We start from the raw sequence: 19,425 nt of genomic DNA on the forward strand, positions 1-19,425 counted from the left end.
GTCGCCATGGCCGTCGATGTCTTCGCGCACACGTTCGTCGTTCCGGCATCACCGGCGGCGGTCCACGCGCACCTCGCCGATCCGCAGTCGTATATCGGATTGTCCCCGCTCGTCGTCGCCGTCCGGGACGTGGCGCGTGACGGCGACGTCGTCACCTACACGGCGGTCGAGCGGTTCGGGCTCTACCGCAACCCGATCAAGGTCACGCTGACCGTCGGCGACGCCCGGATCACCAGCGACGTGGTGAGCCCGGGCCGGGTGCGCCTGCGGGCCGTGACCGACCTGGCGCCGTCCGGTGCGGACACGTCCGTCACCGAGACGATCACCGTCGAGTCGCCCGCCCTGCTGCGGCGGTTCGTCCTGCGCCAGGCCCGGTCGGTGCAGCAGCGCCGCGCCGCGGAGCTGACCCGCCGGTTCAGCCGGCCTTCGTGAGGCCGGCCTTCCGCAGGTGCGGGGCGACCTCCCGGCGGATCAGCTCGAACGAGCGGGCCCGCGCCTCCAGGTCGTACACCATCGCGGTCAGCATCAGCTCGTCGGCGCGCGTCTGCTCCACCAGTTCGGTCAGCTGGCGGCGCACCGTCTCCGGGGAGCCCAGGGCCTGACCGACGCGCCGCTCCCGGGCGAACTCGCGCTCGCGGGGCGAATACGGGTAGGCGGCCGCCTCCTCCGGCGTCGCCAGCGCCTCCGGTCGTCCGGAACGCAGCCGCAGGAACGACAGCTCGCTCGGCCCGGCGAGGAACTCGGCCTCCTCGTCGGTCTCCGCCGCGATCGCGCTGGCGGCGACCATCGCATACGGCTCGGAGAGCGACGCGGAGGGGCGGAACGACCGCCGGTACAGCTCCAGGGCGGGCAGCGTGTTCTGCGAGCTGAAGTGGTGCGCGAACGCGAACGGCAGGCCGAGCAGCCCGGCGAGCTGCGCGCTGAACCCGCTGGAACCCAGCAGCCAGATCTCCGGCTTGTCGCCGCGGCCGGGCGAGGCGATGATGCGCTCCTCACCCTCGAAGTACCCGATCAGCGACTGCAGCTCCTCGGGAAAGTTCTCGGCCGAAAGGCCCTCCATCGAGCGGCGCAGGGCGAGGGCCGTGTACTGATCGGTGCCCGGAGCGCGGCCGATGCCCAGGTCGACGCGGCCCGGATGCAGCGCCTCCAGGGTGCCGAACTGCTCGGCCACCACCAGCGGCGCGTGGTTGGGCAGCATCACGCCGCCGGAGCCGACCCGGATCGCCGACGTGTTCGCGGCGAGGTGGGCCAGCAGCACGGCCGGTGACGAGCTCGCGATGCCCGGCATGTTGTGGTGCTCGGCGACCCAGAACCGGTGGTAGCCCAGTGCCTCGGTGCGCCTGGCCAGCTCCGTCGTGTTGCGCAGGGCCTCACCCACCGGGGCGTGCGCGGAGACGGGTGCGAGGTCGAGGACGGAAAGCGGAAGCTCACTCACAATCCAAGGTCAACAACGGAGGGGTCGCCGCTATTCCCCCGCAGGGTGTCCCGAGCGGAACCGGACGCGTCGTGGGGTCGTTTTCATCGGCCGGCATGCATACAATCAGCGGATCGTCACCGTGTGGATGCGTTGTGTGTCGGGATGGCGGGAGCGCTGGTGGGTGGGGCTGCTCGCCGGGCTCGCCGTGCTGGCGATCGCCTGTGAAGGAGGCGCCGTCGGGGCGCCACCCAGCGGCGGGCCGGACCGGACCGGGAGCGGCGGCGGCATCCTCGCCATGGCCGCGCTCGGGGACTCCGTCACCGACGGGTTCGCCTCGTGCCTCGCGCCGGTGCCGTGTCCGCGCAACTCCTGGTCGACCGGTGACGGCACCCGCATCGACAGCCACTACCGCCGTCTGGTCCGGACCAACCCGGGCCTCAAGGGCCGTGCGTACAACCTCGCCGTCGGCAACGCCCGCGCCGACGCGCTCGCCGGGCAGGCGTCCGCCGCCGTCCAGCACAAGCCGCAGTACGTCACGATCCTCATCGGCGCCAACGACGCCTGCCGCTCGCGGATCGACGACATGACCACCGTGGAGACCTTCCGCCGGCAGGTCGACCAGGCCCTGGCCGTCCTCAAACAGGGCGCGCCGCAGGCCCGGGTGCTGGTCGCCAGCATCCCCGACATCCGGCGCCTGTGGGACGTCGGGCACACCAGCCCGGTCGCGGTGAAGGCGTGGTCGTTCGGCGTCTGCCCGGCGCTGCTGGCCGGCGCCACCTCCACGGCGCCGGCCGACGTCGCCCGGCGGCAGGCGTTCGCCGACCGCGTCGACGCGTACAACACCCAGCTCGCCGCCGCCTGCAAGGCGTACGGCCCGCGGTGCCGCGACGACGGCGGCGCCGCGCACCGGGTGGCGTTCACCCTCGACATGATCGCCGCCCAGGACTTCTTCCACCCCAACGGCGCCGGTCAGAACGCCCTCGCGAAGGCGACGTGGCCGGGGGAGCCCGTGTGGTGACCGGGGTGAGCGGGGTGAGCCGGGAATCTCGCCGACGGGTCGCCCTGCGGAGGTCCCGGACCGCCCTCCGGTCGGGCTACCCTCATCACCGGGGCTGCTGGGCACACGGGCCCGGATGGGTAGGTGATTCGGTGTCGTCGATCTTTCCCGTGCAGGCGCCGCGCCGCCGGGTGCCGGGCGCGGCGACGTGACCGCCGACGCCACGGTGTGGCGGATCAAGGGCATGCCGCTCGCCCCGGCCACCGGCCGGGGCCCGCTCGACGGCCTGCGGGTCGCGGTGAAGGACCTGTTCGCGGTCACCGGCTTCGCCGTCGGCGGCGGCAACCCGGCCTGGCTCGCCGAGGCGCTGCCGGCCGCCGAGGACGCACCCGTCGTCGCCAGGCTGCGGGCCGCGGGCGCCTCGGTGCAGGGCATCGTGCACACCGACGAGCTGGCGTACTCCCTGTCGGGCACCAACACCCACTACGGCACCCCGCCCAACCCGGCCGCGCCCGACCGGGTCACCGGCGGCTCGTCGAGCGGGCCCGCGTCGGCGGTCGCGACCGGCCACGCCGACATCGGCCTGGGCACCGACACCGGCGGCTCGATCCGGGTGCCCGCCTCCTGCTGCGGCCTCTACGGCCTGCGCCCCACGCACGACGCCGTCCCCACCGAGGGTGTGCTCCCGCTGGCGCCGTCGTTCGACACGGTCGGCTGGATCACGCGCGACGCGGCGACGCTCGCGCTGGCCGGTGAGGTGCTCCTGCCGGACGGGCCGCGCACGCCGCCCCGCCGTCTGCTCGCTCTGGGCGGCACGGCCGATGCCGCCGAACGATGGGGCATCCCGGTGCGGCCGGTGACCCTGTCCACCTGGGACGATCCCGACCCGCTGCTGCTGGCCTTCCGGCAGATCCAGGCCGCCGAGGCGTGGCGGGCGCACGGCAGGTGGATCGCGGCGCATCCGCGGGCGCTGGGCGCAGACGTCGAGAGGCGGTTCCGCTTCGGCGCCTCCGTCGACGCCGCGACCGAGGCGGCGGCACGGGCACAGCTCGCCGTCTGGCGGGCGGAGCTGCTGGAACTGCTCGGCGACGACGCGTGGCTGGTGCTGCCGGCCGGCGGGCCGGGCCACCCGCGTAAGATCAGCCTGGCCGACCGGGACGCGTGGCGCCGGGAGACGCTGCGCTGCGCGGTGCCTGCCAGTGCGTTCGGGCTGCCGAGCGTCTCCGTCCCGACCGGCGTCACCCCACCGGCCGGGATCGCGGTGATCGCGCCGCCCGGCCTCGACAAGGCCCTGCTCAAGATGGTCGCCTGAACGCCTCGGCGGCCGCACGCGCCGCCGGGGTCAGGGAGCCGTGGACGAGTTCCGTCCGGTGCACCAGCCGCGGCTCGGCGACCGGCACCCCGTCCGTCCGCGAGGCCGGCAGCAGCGCGAGGCCGGCGCCCGCGGCGATCAGCTCGAGCAGCACCGCCCGGTCGGTGCCCGGGTAGGCCGGCCCGGTGCGGAACCCGTCCGCACGGGCCAGGGCACGCAACTGGGCCGGCGGCACGGCCGCCTCCGGGGCGTCGATCCAGGCGGCGTCGGCGAGGTCGGCGAGGCGCACCGACCGCCGCCCGGCGAGCGGGTGGTCGCGCGGCATCGCGACCACGACCTCCTCCTGGGCCAGGACCACGGTGGCGAGCCGCCCGGCGTCGGGCAGGGCGAGCGGATCGCTCGGCGCGGCGACCCCGTCGACCAGGCCCAGGTCGAAGGCGCCGGTCGCCACCCCGGTCGCGACCGCGTCGCGGCCGGCGACCGCCAGCGTGAACGTGACGCGGGGCATCGCCCGCTGGACCGCCACGAGCGTGGCGGCGCGGAACGCGGCGAACGGGGTCGTCGCCAGTACCACCGCCGCGGCCGGCGCACCGGAGAGCCGGGTCACGTCGGCCCGTGCCGCGCTCAGCCGCAGCAGGATCGGGCCGGCGTGCTCGAGCAGGCGCGCGCCGGCGTCGGTCAGGGCCACCGGCCGCCGCCGCAGCAACGGCGTGCCGAGGTCCTGCTCCAGCGCGGCGATCTGCTGCGACACCGCGGACTGGGTGTATCCGAGCTCGTGCGCGGCGGCGGAGAACGAGCCGTGCCGGGCCACGGCGGCGAACGTGCGGAGCAGGTGCGGGTCCACGACATCAGTATTGCTGATGTCAGAACCGTGAACTGTTGTTGGACTGATGATCCCAGGTCACGGCAGGCTGTCAGGCATGACGACCACTCGAACGGCCCGCGTGGCGCTCGTCGGTGACCGGTCCCCGCACGTGCGCTCCCACACCCGTGTCCCCCGCCTGGTCGACGTCCTGCGTGAGCAGCACGGCATCGGGCTCGACGCCTACTGGGTGCCGACCGCGGAGGCGGCGTCGACCGACCTCGCCCGGTTCGACGGCATCTGGCTGCTGCCCGGCAGCCCGTACCGCAGCGAGGCCGGCGCCCTGCACGCGGTGCGCGTCGCCCGGGAGGAGGGCGTCGCGTTCCTCGGTACCTGCGGCGGCTTCCAGCATCTGCTGCTGGAGTTCGCGCGGAACGTCTGCGGCCTCGCGTCGGCCACGCACGCGGAGAACGAGCCGGACGGCGGCCGGCCGCTCATCGTCGCGCTGTCCTGCTCCCTCGTCGGCCACGAGGGTGCGGTGCTCCTGCAGCCGGGCAGCCTGGCCGAGCGGATCTTCGGGGTGGAGCGGTCGATCGAGCGCTACCACTGTGCGTACGGCCTGGACCACTCCTACCTGCCCGACCTGTCCGAGCACGGCCTGCGTTTCACCGGGCACGACGAGACGGGCGAGATCCGCGTCGCCGAGCTGGCCGGCCACCCGTTCCTGCTGGGCACGCTGTTCCAGCCGGAGCTCGCCGGTGACGGCTCCCGCTGTCACCCGGTGATCCGCGCCTTCGCCGAGGCCGCGGTCGCCCGGGCCGGCCGTGCCGCGGACACCGCCGTCACGCGGTGAGCATCTCCGCGCCGCCGCTGATCATAGGAGCCGGCTCAGTCGTCGGCGGCGAAGGACAGCTCCGGAACGCCCGCCGGGCAGGTCACCCGGGCGCGGACGGCGTCGCCGCCGGAGCGGGCCTTGAACCGCAGTGACGCCGTCTGCGCCGGGCCCTGGACCACGTGGTCGGCCTCGTAGCCGGTGCGCGGGGTCCAGGAGAGCAGCCGCACCAGGCCGTTCTCGCAGGCCGCGACGATCGTCCCGCCGTTGGTCGGCAGGGCGCGCGTGGCAGCGGTCGAGGGCGTGGCGGACGGCGGCGCGGACGGCGGCGCGGCCGTCGGTGCCGGTGAGGTGGGTGCCGGTGAAGTGGGTGCCGGAGAGGTCGCTGCCGGCGGAGACGTCAGGTGCGCGGACACGTCCGCCTCCGACAGCGGCTCGTCCTTGGGGCCGAACAGGCCCTGGCGCAGCGAGTTCACCGCGCCGATCGCCACCGCCGTGGTCAGCACCGCCGTCACCAGCCACGCCAGTCCGGCCAGGAGCCACCGTCGTCCCATGCGCCTACTATCCATCGCCTGTTGCTAAGGGATGGTTAACCTCCCCCTATGGCGAAGGTGCTGATCGTGGAGGACGACGGGACGATCCGCACCGGGATCGTGCGGGCGCTGACCGGGCGTGGTCACGTGGTCGCGGCCGCGGCGACCGCGATGGACGGGCTCAAGCTGGCCGTGGCCGAGGCGCCCGACGTGGTGCTGCTCGACCTCGGCCTGCCCGATCTCGACGGCCGGGAGGTGCTGCGGATGCTGCGGGCCGTCAGCGACGTGCCGATCATCGTGGTCACCGCCCGGCGTACCGAGGGCGAGATGGTCCGCGCGCTCGACGCCGGCGCCGACGACTACGTCGTCAAGCCGTACGGTGCCGAACAGATCGACGCACGCATCCGCGCCGTCCTGCGCCGGGGTGCGAAGACCGAGCAGCCGGACCCGACGATCGACGTCGACGGGGTGCGGATCGACCCGCGTGGCCGCACAGCCACCCTCGACGGTGTCCCGCTCGACCTGACCCCGCGCGAGTTCGACCTCCTGCGCTACCTCGCCACCCGGCCCGGCGAGGTGGTCAGCAAGCGGGAACTGCTCACCGAGGTGTGGCAGGTGCCGTACACCGCCGCCGACAAGACCGTCGACGTGCACCTCTCCTGGCTGCGCCGAAAGCTCGGCGAGACCGCGCAGGAGCCCCGGCGGCTGCACACCGTGCGGCGGGTGGGCGTCAAGTTCGGGCTCGTGCCGTGAGGTGGCGGCTGGCGCTGCTGGTGTCGGCGGCCATGGCGCTGGTCCTGGTGGCGTTCCTGGTTCCGCTGGCGCAGCTGCTGCGGTCCGTGGCCGAGGACCGCGCGGTCGCCGCCGCCACCGCGCAGGCGCAGTCGCTCGCCGCGCTCGTCGCCACCGCCGACCCGCAGTCGCTGCGCCTCGCCGTCGAGCAGGCCAACATGGACGGTGCGCCCTCGGTCACCGTGTACCTGCCGGACGGCACCCGCGCGGGCGCGGCCGTGGAACCGACCCCGGCGGTCCGGCTGGCCGCGCAGCGGGGCAGCTTCACCGTCGCGCATCCCGGCGGCCGGGAGATCGTCATCGCCGTGCAGGGCCTGCAGGGTGGCACCGCCGTCGTCCGGTCGTTCGTCCCCGAACGCGATCTGCGCCAGGGCGTCACCCGGGCCCGGCTCGTCCTCGCCCTGGTCGGGCTCGGCCTGCTGCTGCTCGGTCTCGCCGTCGCCGACCGGCTGGCGGTCATGGTCGTCCGCCCGATCCGGACGCTGTCGGCGGTCTCGGACGACCTCGCCCGGGGCGACCTCGACCGGCGCGCGCCGACCAGGGCCGGGCCGCCCGAGGTGCGGGCCGTGGCGACCGCGCTCAACCACCTCGCCGCCCGGATCCGCGACCTGCTGCGGCAGGAGCGGGAGACCGTCGCCGACCTGTCGCACCGGATGCGCACGCCGATGACGGCGCTGCGGCTCGACGCCGAGGGCCTGCGCGATCCCGAGGAGGCCGAGCGGATCCTCGCCCACGTCGCGGCGCTGGACCGGGCTCTCACCGCCGTCATCGAGGACGCCCGCCGCGAGCGGACGGCGCCCTCGTGCGACGCGGCGGCGGTCGTCGCCGAGCGGGTCGCGTTCTGGACCGTGCTGGCCGAGGACCAGCAGCGGGCCGTCGACACCGCCCTGGACCCGGGCCCGATCCCGGTGGCCGCCGGTGCCGACGACCTCGCCGCGACGGTGGACGCCCTGCTGGGCAACGTCTTCGCGCACACCGAGGAGGGCGTCGGCCTCGGCGTGGCGCTGCGGCGGACCCCGGACGGCGCGGTGCTGGTCGTCGAGGACGACGGGCCCGGCTTCGACCCCGCCGCGGGGCAGCGCGGGGTCTCCGGCGCCGGTTCGACCGGTCTCGGGCTCGACATCGCACGCCGTACCGCCGAATCCGCCGGCGGATCGTTGACCGTGGACCGCTCGCCCGCGGGCCGCACCCGCGTCACGGTCGTGTTAACCGATTCTTAGGCTTCCGGCAGGACCTCGCTAGCGCACGGCCGGGCACCGTTCAGGTCAGGAACACGAAGACCACGGAGGTGTACGGCAGATGCGCAAGATCGTCATCATCGGCGCGACGGTGGTCGCGGGCCTGGCCATCGGCGGAACGGCGATCGCGGCGAGCGGTCCCGGCCGCCGCGACGACAACCCCGCCGTTCAGGTGTCCACATCGGACACTCCGGCGGCGTCGCCCTCGGCGGACGACCACGGCGGCAACCGCAGCGACGACCCGGCCGCGTCCCCCTCGGGCACCGCGTCCCCGTCGCCCTCGGCGGACGACCGCGGCGGCAACCGTACCGGCGGCCCGACCCACCGGCCGACGAACACGGCGACCTACGACGACCACGGCGGCAGCCGCGGCGGCCACGGCGCGGACGACGGCCCGGGCCACGACGTCGGCGACGACCACGGCGGCGACCGGGGCAACCGCGGCAGCCGCGGCGGTGGCCATGGCAAGGACGACGGCCCGGGCCACGACGTGGGCGACGACCACGGCGGCCGCCGGTAACCACTGAAACTCGTCGTTGGCAGGGCAGAGGTGAACTGCGATCATGATGCGGTGCCTCTGCTCGACGACGACACGCTTGCCGGCTCGGCAGTGGTGGCGAACTCCGCGATGAACCGCGAACGGCAGCTCGCCGGTGTGAACAGCTACGCCAAGGAGCTGGGGTTCAACCCGGTCGACGTACTGACGGCGGTGCTGCGGGTGACCGGGGCGCCGGACACGGTGGCCTGGCTGGACCTGTGCTGCGGCACCGGCCGCGCGGTCATCGAGGCGGCCGGTGCGCTGCACGCCGCGGGCGTGTCCGAGCGGGTCCTGGTGCAGGGCGTGGACCTGGTCGACGCGTTCGACCCGGCGCCCGAGGTGCCGTGGCTGCGGCTCACCACCGCCTCGGTCGTCTCCTGGCGGCCGGACCGGCGCTACGACCTCATCACGAGCGTGCACGGCCTGCACTACGTCGGCGACAAGCTGGCGGTGCTGGAGCGGGCGGCCGGCTGGCTCACCGACGGCGGCCGCCTCGTCGCCGACCTCGACCTGGCGAGCATCCGGCTGGCCGGCGGCGCGCCCGCGGGTCGCCGGCTCGCCGCCGACCTGCGCGAGGCCGGCTTCAGCTACGACGGCCGCCGGCGGCGGATCGGGCGCGACGACCGTGGTGAGGTGCGCCTGCCGTGGGAGTACCTGGGCGCCGACGACACGGCGGGCCCCGGCTACACCGGCCAGCCCGCCGTCCACTCCCACTACCGTCGCAGGAGCGGCAGCTCCGCATAGCCGGGCTGCTCAGGCGGGCTGCAGGTGCTCCGCGAGGATCGTGAGGTGCGTCTTGCGGGCGGCGGTGTGGCGCTCCAGGCCGGCGTCGGTGATCACCACGAACACGCCGCGCCGGTCGGCCTCGCACATCGCGCGCTCGACCAGGCCGACGCGCTCCAGCCGGGCCACGGCACGGGAGAGGGCGCTCTGGCTGAGGTACATGTCCGCGGCCAGATCCTGCATGCGGCGCTTCTCACACTCCTGTGAGATGAGACGGTCCAGGATCTCGAACTCACTCAGCGTCAGGCCGTGCCCGTCCTGGAGGGCGCGCTCCAGGTGGCCCGCGACTTCGTTGTAGCTGGTCAGCAGTGAACGCCACCGCTCGACCAGGCCGCCCTCGGACCTCATGCGCGGCATCCTACTCCCCTCATCGATCAATTGCACCCGCATTAAGTGCTCCTGCATTAGATGCATGGACATTCAATGCACAAGCATCTAGCGTCCTCCGGTGTGACTACGACACTCGCGGGGGCCCGAACCGAACCGGTGGCCCCACCACAGCTCTGGACTCCACGGCTCTGGGGAGCGCTCGCGGTGCTGTGCGCCGTGCTGTTCCTCGACGGGCTCGACGTGTCCATGGTGGGTGTGGCACTGCCGTCCATCGGCACCGAACTCGGCCTCTCGACGACCGCGTTGCAGTGGATCATCAACGGTTACGTCCTCGGCTACGGCGGGCTGCTGCTGCTCGGCGGGCGCACCGCCGACCTGCTCGGCCGGCGCCGCGTCTTCCTCGTCGCGCTCGGCGTCTTCGCCGTCGCGTCGCTCGTCGGCGGGCTCGTCGACGACGGAACGCTGCTCATCGCGACCCGGTTCGTCAAGGGCCTGGCCGCCGCGTTCACCGCGCCGACGGCCCTGTCCATCCTCACCACCACGTTCCACGAGGGGCCGGCCCGCAACCGGGCGCTCTCGGTCTTCTCGGTCTTCGGCGCCAGCGGGTACTCCTCCGGCCTGATCCTCGGCGGCCTGCTCACCAGCTTCGGCTGGCGGTGGACGTTCCTGATCCCGGTGCCGCTCGCCGTCGCCGCGCTCGTCGCCGGCATCGCGCTGATCCCGCGGGACCGGCCGGCCGCCGAGGGCGGGCACGACCTCGCCGGCGCGGTGACGCTCGTCGGTGGCATGCTGCTCGCGGTCTACACCGTCGTGTCGGCGCCCGAGCGCGGCTGGCTCGACCCGGTGACGCTCGGCGCCGCGCTCGTCGCGGTGGCGCTGCTGGTCGGCTTCGTCGTCGTCGAGCAGCGGGTCGCGCACCCGTTGATCCGGCTGAACATCCTGCGGGCCGGGTCGATCGTGCGGGCCAACCTCGGCATGATCGCGCTCATCGGGTCGTACCTCAGCTTCCAGTTCATGATGACGCTGTATCTCCAGGACGTCCTGCACTGGTCGCCGCTTCGGATGGCGCTGGCGTTGCTGCCGGCGGGCCTGCTGGTCGCGTTCGGTTCGCCCTTCGTCGGGCGGCTCATCACGCGGTACGGGACGCCGCCGCTGATCGCCGCCTCGATGCTGTCGATGAGCCTCGGCTACGGCTGGTTCCTCCTCACCGCGGGCAACAGCCCCCACTACGCGGTGACGATCCTGCCGACGATGCTCCTGCTGGGCGGCGGCTTCGCGTTCGGCTTCAGCGCCATCATGGCGCAGGCCACCGACGGCATCGCCGACAGCGAGCAGGGCCTGGCCAGCGGCCTGGTCCAGACGTCCGGCCAGGTCGGCGCGGCCCTGATCCTGGCGCTCGTCACGGCCCTGGTGGCCGGCGGTGGGCAGGACGGCGGCGCCGGCTTCGGCCAGTTCCACCCGGGCGTCAACCTCGTGACCGTCGTCGCGGTCGCCGGCCTGCTGCTCAGCCTGGCGCCCCTGCTCACGCGGCGCCGGGGCCGGCACGCCTGACGCACCGCGGCGGGGGTGGTCCACAGTGGACCACCCCCGCCGGGGCGCACAATGGCGACCACGACGCCCTACGTCCACGCGTAGGGCGTCCGTTACGACACCGGCTGGGTCCGCACCCGGGTGATGGCGGCCGACAGGTCGGCCTGGGTGATCGGGCCGGCCGGGGTGGTCTCGCGGGCCTCCCGCATCGCCTTGTCGAGTTGGGCGCGGCGGAGCGCCTCCTTGAGGTCGGCGCCGGTGAGCCCGGACGCGGCCGTGGCGAGTTCCTCCACGTCGAGGTCGTCGGCGAACATCCGGAAGCCGCCGACCTCGTGCCGGGCGATCAGGCCGCGGATCAGCTTGGTGAGGATGTCGGCGCGCGCCCGGCGGGTGGGCAGCGGCACCGGGAGCTTCAGGTCGAATCGGCCCGAGCGCACCAGCGAGGCGTCGACCCGGTCCGGGAAGTTGGTCGTGGCGACCACGATGATGTTGGGGTTCTCCTCGATGAGGGTGTTCATCTCCTGCTTGAAGATGCCGGCGACCGCGTTGATCATCTGGCCGGCGGCGTCGAACGCGGTGCCGGTGTAGCTGATGATCGAGTCGAACTCGTCGAACAGCAGGACGGTCGGCTCACGGAGCCGGCGGGCCTCGGCGAAGATCCGTTGGATGTTCTTCTCCGAGTTGCCGACCCACTTGTCGAGGATCTCCGGGGTGCGGATCTCGCGCAGCTCGCCGCCGATCTCGTTGGCGAGGGCGCGCGCCAGCATCGTCTTGCCGGTGCCGGGCGGGCCGTAGAGCAGGATGCCCTGTGGCCGGGTGGCGCCCCAGCGGGCCATCACCTCGGGATGACGGAACGAGACGGCGACGTCGCGGAACTGGGTGACGACCTCGTCGAGGCCGCCCACGTCGTCGAGCCGCACCCGCTCGCTCCCGCCGGGCAGCGCCTTCTGCCCGGGCGCGGCGGCCGGGCTGACGGTGACCGGCCCCTCCGTCCCGGTCAGCTCCATGACGGCGAAGACCAGAGCCGGCAGGTCGGCACTGTGCAGAACCAGGTCGGGCCCGTCCTCGAGGACCGTCACCTGCGGGTCGACCACGGTCGTGGACTTCGGCCCTCCGGCACTGCGCGCGATGCCCACGGCGACGATCGTGCCGAGCACCGCGCCGGGCAGGCCGAGCAGCCGGAACAGCGCACCGCCTGCGGCGCCGCCGGCGAACATCCTGGCGAAGCCGGGCAGGCTGAAGGTGCTTCGGGCCCACCGGGCGGCGTACCCATCGGGCCCGACGGTGAGGTCGACGCCACGATCGGGCAGGTCGTGGCCGATCTGCCGGGCCTGCGCCCCGGGCGCGATGCGATGGCCGTCGACGATGCGCAGGACACGCCCGGAGACCTCGACGACCTCGACCGCCGGGCGCAGTGATGTCTCCGACATGAGTTCGAGTCTGCCACGCTTTTCCGCAGGTGGCAGCCTGCCGGACCACCTCGCCCGCCGTGCCGGTGCTGTCCATAGTGGACGGGTGGGCGGCGCTGCCGAGGGGACGTGTGCCAGGTGCTCGGTGCGGATGCTGGCCGCGTCAACAATCCGCCGCGCCGTTGTGGCGGTCAAGCGGTTGTGGCGTCGGGCAAAACAGCAATAATCGGAGTGTTCGGGCACCAGCACTGGATGATCGAACCAGTGGAGTTTTGGGGCTGGACATGAAACATCCCCGGAGTAGGGTGCCGGGGATAGTGAAAGGGGGGCCATGCTCAACCAGTTCAACGGGTTGGCGCCCGCCGCCGCGGAGGAGGCCCTGCTCGCCTGCTGCGCGTCGCCCGGCTGGGCGGCGCGGGTCGCCGCGGGCCGGCCCTATCCCACCCCGGCCGACCTCGTGGTGTCCGGTGTCGCCGCCTTCGACGACCTGACCTGGCCTGATCTCGAGTCGGTGCTCGCCGCGCACCCGCGCATCGGGCAGCGACCCACCGGCGACAGCGCCGAGGCGGCCTGGTCACGACAGGAGCAGGCCGGCGTCCGGGGCGCCGCGCAGGAGCTCGCCGCGGTCAACCGGGCCTACGAGGAGCGGTTCGGCCATCTGTTCCTGATCTTCGCCAGCGGCCAGTCCGCCGACGAGATCCTGGCCGCGGCCCGCGGGCGGCTCCGGAACGACGACGACACCGAGCGGACCGTGGTGCGGGGCGAGCTACGCAAGATCGTGGAGTTGCGGCTGGAGCGGCTGGTGTCGGCGTGAACCTGTCGACCCACGTGCTGGACACGGCCCGCGGCATCCCCGCCGCCGGGGTGCCGATCCGGCTGGAGACGACCGGCGGAGCGGCCGTCGGCACCGGCTACACCGATGCCGACGGCCGGCTCCGGTTCGACGCGCCGGGCCCCGGGCGATACCGGCTCGTCTTCGACACCGCGGCCTATAACGGCCCTGACGCCTTCTTCCCCGAGGTCGCCATCTCGTTCACCGTCATCGACGACCGGCACCACCACGTGCCGTTGTTGCTGAGCCCGTTCGGATACTCGACCTACCGGGGGAGCTGAACCGATTTTGCCGACCTTCGCGCTCGGGCCGAACCAGTACGGCAAGGCCGAGACCCGGATCGTGCGCGTTGTGCGCGGTCCCGGCGGTGACGAGCTCACCGACCTCAACGTGAGCGTCGCGCTGCGCGGCGACCTGGCCGCCAGCCACCTCACCGGCGACAACAGCGGCGTCCTGACCACCGACACGCAGAAGAACACCGTCTACGCCTTCGCGCGCGAGCACGGCATCGCCGACATCGAGACCTTCGCCGCCCGCCTGGCCGAGCACTTCGTCGGCGGGCAGCCGAGCATCCACGAGGCGCGGGTCACCGTCGAGCAGTACCCCTGGTTGCCCGTCGACGGCGCGCACACGTTCCGCCGCGACGGCGGTGAGGTCCGCACCGCGACCGTTCACCACGGACCGTACGGGACCCGGACCGTCTCCGGCGTCACCGGCCTGGTCCTGCTCAAGACGACCGACTCGGAGTTCCACGGGTACGTCAAGGACCGCTACACCACGCTGCCGGAGACCCGTGACCGCATCCTCGCCACGTCGGTGAACGCCACCTGGCGCCACGGCGGCGCGGCGGACTCCGCGACCGCCAGGCAGGCACTCCTGGACGCGTTCGCCGACACGTACAGCCTGGCGCTCCAGCAGACCCTCTTCGCGATGGGCTCGCGGGTGCTGGAGCGCTGCCCCGACGTGGTCGAGGTCAAGCTGTCGCTGCCGAACAAGCACCACTTCCTCGTCGACCTGGCGCCGTTCGGGCTCGACAATCCCAACGAGGTCTACTACGCCGCCGACCGGCCGTACGGGCTGATCGAGGGAACGGTCCGCCGCGACGGCGTGGCGATCCCCGAGGAGGTCGTGTGGAGTTTCTGAGGCCGTCCACCTGGGAGGATGCCCTCGCGGCCAGGGCGGCGCACCCCGAGGCCCTGCCGATCGCCGGCGGCACCGACGTCATGGTCGAGCTCAACTTCGACCGCCGCCGCCCGGCCGCGCTGCTCGACCTGACGCGCGTCGGCGCGCTCACCGACTGGAGCACCGGGACGGACCACGGCGGGGAGCGCCTGCGCATCGGTGCCGGCGTCACGTACCGCCGCCTCATCGACGAGCTCGGCGGGCGGCTGCCCGGCCTGGCGATGGCGGCCCGCACCGTGGGGTCGCCGCAGATCCGCAACCGCGGCACCGTGGGCGGCAACCTCGGCTCGGCCTCGCCCGCCGGTGACGCCCATCCGCCGCTGCTGGCGAGCCACGCCGAGGTCGAGGTGGCGTCGGTCCGCGGCGTGCGGACCGTCCCGATCGCGGAGTTCTTCCAGGGGCACAAACGCAGCGCGCTCGCGCCCGACGAGCTGATCGCCGCGTTCCTCGTCCCGGCGGCCGGCGGCCCGCAGCAGTTCGCGAAGGTCGGCACCCGCAACGCCATGGTCATCGCGGTCTGCTCGTTCGCCCTGGCGCTGCACCCGTCCGATCGCGCGATCGGCACCGGCATCGGCTCGGCCGGCCCCACCCCGCTGCGCGCCGCCGACGCCGAGGCGTTCGCGGCCGAGCTGCCGTGGGACAGCCGGGAGCCGCTGCCCGACACGACGGTCCGCCGGTTCGGTGAGCTGGTCGGTGCGGCGGCCCGGCCGATCGACGACGTGCGCGGCAGCGCGGCCTACCGGCGGCACGCCCTCGCCGTCCTCGGCGGCCGGACGCTGCGCTGGGCGTGGGAGGCGTACCGATGCGGGTGAACGTGACCGTCAACGGCGAGCCGCTGCAGGCCGACGACGTGTGGGAAGGGGAGAGCCTGCTCTTCGTGCTGCGGGAGCGGCTCGGCCTGCCGGGCGCCAAGAACGCCTGCGAGCAGGGCGAGTGCGGCTCCTGCACGGTCTACCTCGACGACGTTCCGGTCTGCGCCTGCCTGGTCGCGGCCGGTCAGGCGGAGGGCCGGGCGGTGCGCACCGTCGAGGGCCTCGCCGCCCCCGGCGCGCTGCACCCGGTGCAGCGGGCGTTCCTCGAGGCCGGCGCCGTCCAGTGCGGATTCTGCACGCCCGGCCTCGTCGTCGCGGTGCACGACCTGCTGGCGCACAACCCGCGGCCGAGCGAGCCGGACATCCGCGAGGCACTCGCCGGGAACCTCTGCCGCTGCACCGGATACGAGCACATCGTCGCCGCCGTGAACCTGGCCGCCGAGTCATGATCGTCATCGAGCACTGCGCGGTGGCCACAGTGGACGGTGCCGGCACCGAGTACGCCGACGGCCACATCGTGGTGTCCGGCGACCGGATCGTGGCGGTCGGGCCCGGCGCCTACGCCGGCGACACCGGCGGCGTCACCCGCGTCGACGGCACCGGCTGCCTCGCCACCCCCGGCCTCGTGAACACCCACCACCACCTGTACCAGTGGGCTACCCGCGGCCGCGCCCAGCAGGAGATCCTGTTCGGCTGGCTCACCGAGCTGTATCCGATCTGGGCCCGCCTCGACGCCGGGATCGTGCACGCCGCCGCTTCCGCCGGCCTGGCCCAGCTGGCGCTGTCGGGCTGCACGACCAGCACCGACCACCACTACGTCTTCCCGAGGCAGGGCGGCGACCTCCTGGCCGCCGAGATCGACGCGGCCACCGCGGTCGGCCTGCGGTTCCACCCGTGCCGCGGCTCGATGGACCTGTCCGTCAAGGACGGCGGCCTGCCGCCGGACTCGGTGGTCGAGGACACCGACGCCGCGCTCGCCGCGACGAAGGAGGCGATCGACCGCTTCCACGACCCGTCGCCGGGCGCGATGGTGCGGATCGCGGTCGCGCCGTGCAGCCCGTTCTCCGTCACCCCACGGCTGATGCGCGAGGCGGCCGGCCTCGCCCGCGCCGAGGGGGTACGCCTGCACACCCACCTCGCGGAGACGGTCGAGGAGGAGGCGTACTGCCGGGAGGTCCACAACTGCACCCCCGTCGAGTACGCGGAGTCCCTCGGCTGGCTCGGCGGCGACGTCTGGCTGGCCCATGCCGTACACCTCGATGCGTCCGCGATCGCCAAGCTCGGCGCGTCCGGCACCGGGGTCGCGCACTGCCCGAGCTCCAACGGCCGGCTCGGCGCCGGCATCGCCCCCGTCCGGGACCTGCTCGACGCGCGGGTGCCGGTCGGTCTCGGTGTCGACGGCGCGGCGTCGCAGGAGGCCGGGCAACTCGGCAGCGAGCTGCGCCAGGCGCTGTACTCGGCCCGGCTGCGCGGCGGCCCGGCAGCGCTGACCGCCCGCGAGTCCCTGGCGCTGGGCACGATCGGCGGGGCGCGCTGCCTCGGTCGCGACGACGAGCTGGGGTCGCTGGAGCCCGGCAAACTGGCCGACATCGCACTGTGGAGCCTCGACGGCCTGGGCCACGCCGGCATCGAGGACCCCGTCGCGGCCCTGGTCTTCGGCCCGCCGGCCCCGCTGCGGCTGCTCCTGGTCGGCGGCAGGGCCGTGGTCCAGGACGGCGTGATGTCCACGGTCGACGAGCCGGCGTTGGCGGCGGCCCTGTCGCGGGCCGCACGGAGCCTGCGGGAGGCACGATGACCACCACGGCCGTCGGCACGGGGACCACTGCGGGGATCGGGACCTCGCCGCAACGGCCGGACGGGACGCTCAAGGTCACCGGCGAGTTCGCGTTCTCGTCGGACCTCTGGGCCGACCGGATGCTGTGGGGCGCCACGCTGCGCAGCCCGCACCCGCGGGCCCGCATCCGGGGCATCGACCTCACCGGGGCGCTCGCCACCCCCGGTGTCCACGCCGTGCTCACGGCCGACGACGTGCCCGGCGACAAGCGCTACGGGCTCGAGCACCGAGACCAGCCGGTCCTGGCGATCGGGGAGGTGCGCTACGCCGGGGAGCCGGTCGCCGTCGTCGCCGCGGACCATCCGGAGACCGCGCGGCGGGCGGCGGCCCGCATCACCGTCGACTACGAGGTGCTGCCGCCCGTCGTGGACAGCGTCGCCGCCCTCGACCCGTCCTCCGACAAGGTGCACGAGTCCGGAAACCTGCTGCGGCACGTGCCGATCCGCAAGGGCGACCAGGACGTCACGGCACCGGTCGTGGTCACCGGCGAGTACGAGGTCGGCATGCAGGACCAGGCGTTCCTCGGTCCCGAGTCCGGCCTCGCGATCCCCGCCGAGGACGGCGGCGTCGACCTGTTCATCGCCACCCAGTGGCTGCACGGCGACCTCGCCCAGGTCGTCGACTGCCTCGGCCTGCCGCCCGGCAAGGTCCGCCTCAGCCTCGCCGGGGTCGGCGGCGCGTTCGGCGGGCGTGAGGACGTCTCGATGCAGGTCCACGCGTGCATGCTCGCGCTGCACACCGGGCGCCCGGTCAAGATGGTGTACTCGCGCGAGGAGTCGTTCTACGGCCACGTCCACCGGCATCCCGCCCGGATGTGGTACGAGCACGGCGCCGACGAGGACGGGAAGCTGGTCTACGTCAAGGCCCGTGTGGTGCTCGACGGCGGTGCGTACGCGTCCACGTCGACGGCGGTCGTCGCCAACGCCACCACGCTCGGCGTCGGCCCGTACCGGGTGCCCAGCGTGACCGTGGACGGCTACGCCGTCTACACCAACAACCCGCCGTGCGGCGCGATGCGCGGGTTCGGCGCGGTGCAGGCGTGCTTCGCCTACGAGTCGCAGATGGACAGGCTCGCCGAGGCGCTCGGCCTCGACCCGGTCGAGCTGCGCGTCCGCAACGCGATGGAACCGGGCGACACGATGCCGACCGGGCAGGTCGTCGAGGGCCCGGCCCCGGTCGCCGAGCTGTTGCGCCGGGTCCGCGACCTGCCGCCCGTCACCGCTCGCGACCGCGCCGCCCTGGGCCGGTCGACGCTTGACCTCCCCGACCCGCGCGAGCTGCCCGGCGGCGTCGCCAACACCACCCACGGCGAGGGTGTGCGGCGCGGCGTGGGCTACGGCATCGGCATCAAGAACGTCGGCTTCTCCGAGGGGTTCGACGACTACTCGACGGCGCGGGTCCGGCTGGAGGTCGTCGGCGGCGAGCCGGCGGTCGTCGTGCACACCGCCGCCGCCGAGGTCGGGCAGGGGCTCGTCACCGTCCAGGCGCAGATCGCGCGGACCGAGCTCGGCGTCGAACAGGTGACGGTGGCGACCGCCGACACCTCCATCGGCAGCGCCGGGTCGTCGTCGGCGTCGCGGCAGACGTACGTCACCGGCGGCGCGGTCAAGGCCGCCTGCGAGGCCGTCCGCGCCGAGGTCCTGCGCCGTGCCGGCCGCGCCGACCTCGTCCTCACCGGCGGCCGGCTCACCGACCCGGACGGGCAGGTCGTCGCGGACCTCGTCGACGTGCTCGGCGACGAGTCGATCGAGCAGACCGTCGAGTGGCGGCACCGGCCGACGTTCCCGCTCGATCCGCGCACCGGGCAGGGCGACGCCCACGTGCAGTACGCGTTCGCCGCCCACCGGGCCACCGTCGACGTCGACGTCGAGCTGGGCCTCGTGCGGGTCGTCGAGATCGCCACCGCGCAGGACGTCGGCCGGGCACTGCACCCCCAGTCGGTGCGGGGCCAGATCGCCGGCGGGACCGCGCAGGGGCTCGGGCTCGCCGTCATGGAGGAGATCCAGGTCGTCGACGGCCTGATCCGCAACCCGTCGTTCACCGACTACCTGATCCCGACCATCCTCGACGTGCCGCCGATGCGCATCGACGTCCTCGAGCTCGGTGATCCCGAGGCGCCCTACGGGCTGCGCGGCATCGGCGAGCCGCCGACCATCTCCTCGACCCCGGCGATCGTCGCCGCGATCCGCGCCGCGACCGGCCTGCCGCTGCGCCGGGTGCCGGTCCGGCCCGAGCACCTGACCGGGACCTGA

General features: G+C 73.9%; 21 protein-coding genes. 16 read left to right on the forward strand and 5 right to left on the reverse strand.

What is annotated here, in order from left to right; translation table 11 throughout:
- The first annotated feature begins 6 nt into the window (after positions 1-6).
- Positions 7-432 carry an SRPBCC family protein gene (locus Dfulv_RS11185; protein ID WP_259862697.1) on the forward strand — a complete coding sequence of 142 codons (426 nt, stop codon included), beginning with the start codon at positions 7-9 and terminating at the stop codon, positions 430-432.
- Here the strand turns inward: Dfulv_RS11185 and Dfulv_RS11190 are convergent.
- The gene (locus Dfulv_RS11190; protein WP_259862698.1) at positions 416-1,435 is read right to left on the reverse strand and encodes an LLM class flavin-dependent oxidoreductase; all 1,020 of its coding nucleotides are present in this window, start codon (positions 1,433-1,435) and stop codon (positions 416-418) included. The two genes, Dfulv_RS11185 and Dfulv_RS11190, sit on opposite strands and share 17 nt — an antisense overlap.
- Positions 1,436-1,571: 136 nt before the next feature.
- Between Dfulv_RS11190 and Dfulv_RS11195 the strand changes: the two genes are divergently transcribed.
- Together Dfulv_RS11195 and Dfulv_RS11200 are read left to right on the forward strand one after the other, a co-directional pair.
- Entirely contained in the window at positions 1,572-2,435 is an 864-nt protein-coding gene (locus Dfulv_RS11195) for a GDSL-type esterase/lipase family protein (protein WP_259862699.1), read from the forward strand.
- A gap of 187 nt (positions 2,436-2,622) precedes the next feature.
- Entirely contained in the window at positions 2,623-3,726 is a 1,104-nt protein-coding gene (locus Dfulv_RS11200) for an amidase family protein (RefSeq protein WP_259862701.1), read from the forward strand.
- On the opposite strand, the gene Dfulv_RS11205 is transcribed toward Dfulv_RS11200, so the two are convergent.
- Positions 3,710-4,570 carry a LysR family transcriptional regulator gene (locus Dfulv_RS11205; RefSeq protein WP_259862703.1) on the reverse strand — a complete coding sequence of 287 codons (861 nt, stop codon included), beginning with the start codon at positions 4,568-4,570 and terminating at the stop codon, positions 3,710-3,712. The genes Dfulv_RS11200 and Dfulv_RS11205 overlap by 17 nt on opposite strands.
- Before the next feature lie 76 nt (positions 4,571-4,646).
- Here Dfulv_RS11205 and Dfulv_RS11210 point away from each other — a divergent pair, with 76 nt between their 5' ends.
- Positions 4,647-5,381 (forward strand): CTP synthase C-terminal region-related (seleno)protein, encoded by a 735-nt coding sequence (locus Dfulv_RS11210; RefSeq protein ID WP_259862704.1) that lies wholly within the window; start codon positions 4,647-4,649, stop codon positions 5,379-5,381.
- A 35-nt stretch (positions 5,382-5,416) separates the two neighbouring features.
- On the opposite strand, the gene Dfulv_RS11215 is transcribed toward Dfulv_RS11210, so the two are convergent.
- Positions 5,417-5,914: a hypothetical protein gene (locus Dfulv_RS11215; RefSeq protein ID WP_259862706.1), complete on the reverse strand. Its 498-nt coding sequence runs from the start codon at positions 5,912-5,914 to the stop codon at positions 5,417-5,419.
- Between the two features lie 48 nt (positions 5,915-5,962).
- On the opposite strand from Dfulv_RS11215, the gene Dfulv_RS11220 reads away from it, so the two are divergent.
- From Dfulv_RS11220 to Dfulv_RS11235, 4 genes are all read left to right on the forward strand, one after another.
- Positions 5,963-6,646, forward strand: a complete 684-nt coding sequence (locus Dfulv_RS11220) for a response regulator transcription factor (protein ID WP_259862708.1) — start codon at positions 5,963-5,965, stop codon at positions 6,644-6,646.
- Positions 6,643-7,905, forward strand: a complete 1,263-nt coding sequence (locus tag Dfulv_RS11225) for a sensor histidine kinase (RefSeq protein WP_259862709.1) — start codon at positions 6,643-6,645, stop codon at positions 7,903-7,905. Before Dfulv_RS11220 ends, Dfulv_RS11225 begins: the two co-directional genes overlap by 4 nt.
- 79 nt (positions 7,906-7,984) lie before the next feature.
- Positions 7,985-8,443 carry a hypothetical protein gene (locus Dfulv_RS11230; RefSeq protein ID WP_259862710.1) on the forward strand — a complete coding sequence of 153 codons (459 nt, stop codon included), beginning with the start codon at positions 7,985-7,987 and terminating at the stop codon, positions 8,441-8,443.
- A gap of 51 nt (positions 8,444-8,494) precedes the next feature.
- A complete protein-coding gene (locus Dfulv_RS11235) occupies positions 8,495-9,205 on the forward strand; it encodes a class I SAM-dependent methyltransferase (RefSeq protein WP_259862711.1) in 711 nt (236 codons plus the stop codon).
- Between the two features lie 9 nt (positions 9,206-9,214).
- Here the strand turns inward: Dfulv_RS11235 and Dfulv_RS11240 are convergent, their stop codons facing one another.
- Positions 9,215-9,592 carry a MarR family winged helix-turn-helix transcriptional regulator gene (locus tag Dfulv_RS11240; protein WP_259862712.1) on the reverse strand — a complete coding sequence of 126 codons (378 nt, stop codon included), beginning with the start codon at positions 9,590-9,592 and terminating at the stop codon, positions 9,215-9,217.
- 102 nt (positions 9,593-9,694) lie between these two features.
- On the opposite strand from Dfulv_RS11240, the gene Dfulv_RS11245 reads away from it, so the two are divergent.
- Positions 9,695-11,125: an MFS transporter gene (locus Dfulv_RS11245; RefSeq protein WP_259862713.1), complete on the forward strand. Its 1,431-nt coding sequence runs from the start codon at positions 9,695-9,697 to the stop codon at positions 11,123-11,125.
- Between the two features lie 92 nt (positions 11,126-11,217).
- On the opposite strand, the gene Dfulv_RS11250 is transcribed toward Dfulv_RS11245, so the two are convergent.
- Positions 11,218-12,534 carry an ATP-binding protein gene (locus Dfulv_RS11250; RefSeq protein WP_259862714.1) on the reverse strand — a complete coding sequence of 439 codons (1,317 nt, stop codon included), beginning with the start codon at positions 12,532-12,534 and terminating at the stop codon, positions 11,218-11,220.
- Between the two features lie 310 nt (positions 12,535-12,844).
- Between Dfulv_RS11250 and uraD the strand changes: the two genes are divergently transcribed.
- Genes uraD through pucD form a run of 7 tightly spaced genes read left to right on the forward strand, consistent with a single transcriptional unit; the run spans position 12,845 to position 19,425 of the window.
- Positions 12,845-13,327, forward strand: coding sequence for a 2-oxo-4-hydroxy-4-carboxy-5-ureidoimidazoline decarboxylase (uraD, locus tag Dfulv_RS11255; RefSeq protein ID WP_259862716.1), 483 nt, complete (start codon positions 12,845-12,847; stop codon positions 13,325-13,327).
- Positions 13,324-13,626, forward strand: coding sequence for a hydroxyisourate hydrolase (gene uraH, locus Dfulv_RS11260; RefSeq protein ID WP_259862718.1), 303 nt, complete (start codon positions 13,324-13,326; stop codon positions 13,624-13,626). The genes uraD and uraH overlap by 4 nt, the downstream gene beginning before the upstream one ends.
- 7 nt (positions 13,627-13,633) lie before the next feature.
- Positions 13,634-14,488, forward strand: coding sequence for a factor-independent urate hydroxylase (pucL, locus tag Dfulv_RS11265; protein ID WP_259862720.1), 855 nt, complete (start codon positions 13,634-13,636; stop codon positions 14,486-14,488).
- Positions 14,476-15,339 (forward strand): FAD binding domain-containing protein, encoded by an 864-nt coding sequence (locus Dfulv_RS11270; RefSeq protein WP_259862722.1) that lies wholly within the window; start codon positions 14,476-14,478, stop codon positions 15,337-15,339. Before pucL ends, Dfulv_RS11270 begins: the two co-directional genes overlap by 13 nt.
- Positions 15,330-15,788 carry a (2Fe-2S)-binding protein gene (locus tag Dfulv_RS11275; protein ID WP_259862724.1) on the forward strand — a complete coding sequence of 153 codons (459 nt, stop codon included), beginning with the start codon at positions 15,330-15,332 and terminating at the stop codon, positions 15,786-15,788. The genes Dfulv_RS11270 and Dfulv_RS11275 overlap by 10 nt, the downstream gene beginning before the upstream one ends.
- Entirely contained in the window at positions 15,785-17,134 is a 1,350-nt protein-coding gene (locus Dfulv_RS11280; RefSeq protein WP_259862726.1) for an 8-oxoguanine deaminase, read from the forward strand. The genes Dfulv_RS11275 and Dfulv_RS11280 overlap by 4 nt, the downstream gene beginning before the upstream one ends.
- Complete coding sequence (gene pucD, locus Dfulv_RS11285; RefSeq protein ID WP_259862728.1) at positions 17,131-19,425, forward strand: xanthine dehydrogenase subunit D; 2,295 nt, start codon at positions 17,131-17,133, stop codon at positions 19,423-19,425. The genes Dfulv_RS11280 and pucD overlap by 4 nt, the downstream gene beginning before the upstream one ends.

It is taken from the genome of Dactylosporangium fulvum (genome assembly GCF_025137375.1).
Taxonomy (GTDB): Bacteria; Actinomycetota; Actinomycetes; order Mycobacteriales; family Micromonosporaceae; genus Dactylosporangium; species Dactylosporangium fulvum.

Excerpts from the sequence above, each read along its gene's own strand:
- Dfulv_RS11280 (WP_259862726.1), top strand. The coding sequence starts at position 15,785 with ATGATCGTCATCGAGCACTGCGCGGTGGCCACAGTGGACGGTGCCGGC.
- Dfulv_RS11220 (WP_259862708.1), top strand. The coding sequence starts at position 5,963 with ATGGCGAAGGTGCTGATCGTGGAGGACGACGGGACGATCCGCACCGGG.
- Dfulv_RS11185 (WP_259862697.1), top strand. The coding sequence starts at position 7 with ATGGCCGTCGATGTCTTCGCGCACACGTTCGTCGTTCCGGCATCACCG.
- uraD (WP_259862716.1), top strand. The coding sequence starts at position 12,845 with ATGCTCAACCAGTTCAACGGGTTGGCGCCCGCCGCCGCGGAGGAGGCC.
- Dfulv_RS11240 (WP_259862712.1), bottom strand. The coding sequence starts at position 9,592 with ATGAGGTCCGAGGGCGGCCTGGTCGAGCGGTGGCGTTCACTGCTGACC.
- Dfulv_RS11210 (WP_259862704.1), top strand. The coding sequence starts at position 4,647 with ATGACGACCACTCGAACGGCCCGCGTGGCGCTCGTCGGTGACCGGTCC.
- Dfulv_RS11230 (WP_259862710.1), top strand. The coding sequence starts at position 7,985 with ATGCGCAAGATCGTCATCATCGGCGCGACGGTGGTCGCGGGCCTGGCC.
- Dfulv_RS11215 (WP_259862706.1), bottom strand. The coding sequence starts at position 5,914 with ATGGGACGACGGTGGCTCCTGGCCGGACTGGCGTGGCTGGTGACGGCG.
- Dfulv_RS11250 (WP_259862714.1), bottom strand. The coding sequence starts at position 12,534 with ATGTCGGAGACATCACTGCGCCCGGCGGTCGAGGTCGTCGAGGTCTCC.
- Dfulv_RS11275 (WP_259862724.1), top strand. The coding sequence starts at position 15,330 with ATGCGGGTGAACGTGACCGTCAACGGCGAGCCGCTGCAGGCCGACGAC.
- pucD (WP_259862728.1), top strand. The coding sequence starts at position 17,131 with ATGACCACCACGGCCGTCGGCACGGGGACCACTGCGGGGATCGGGACC.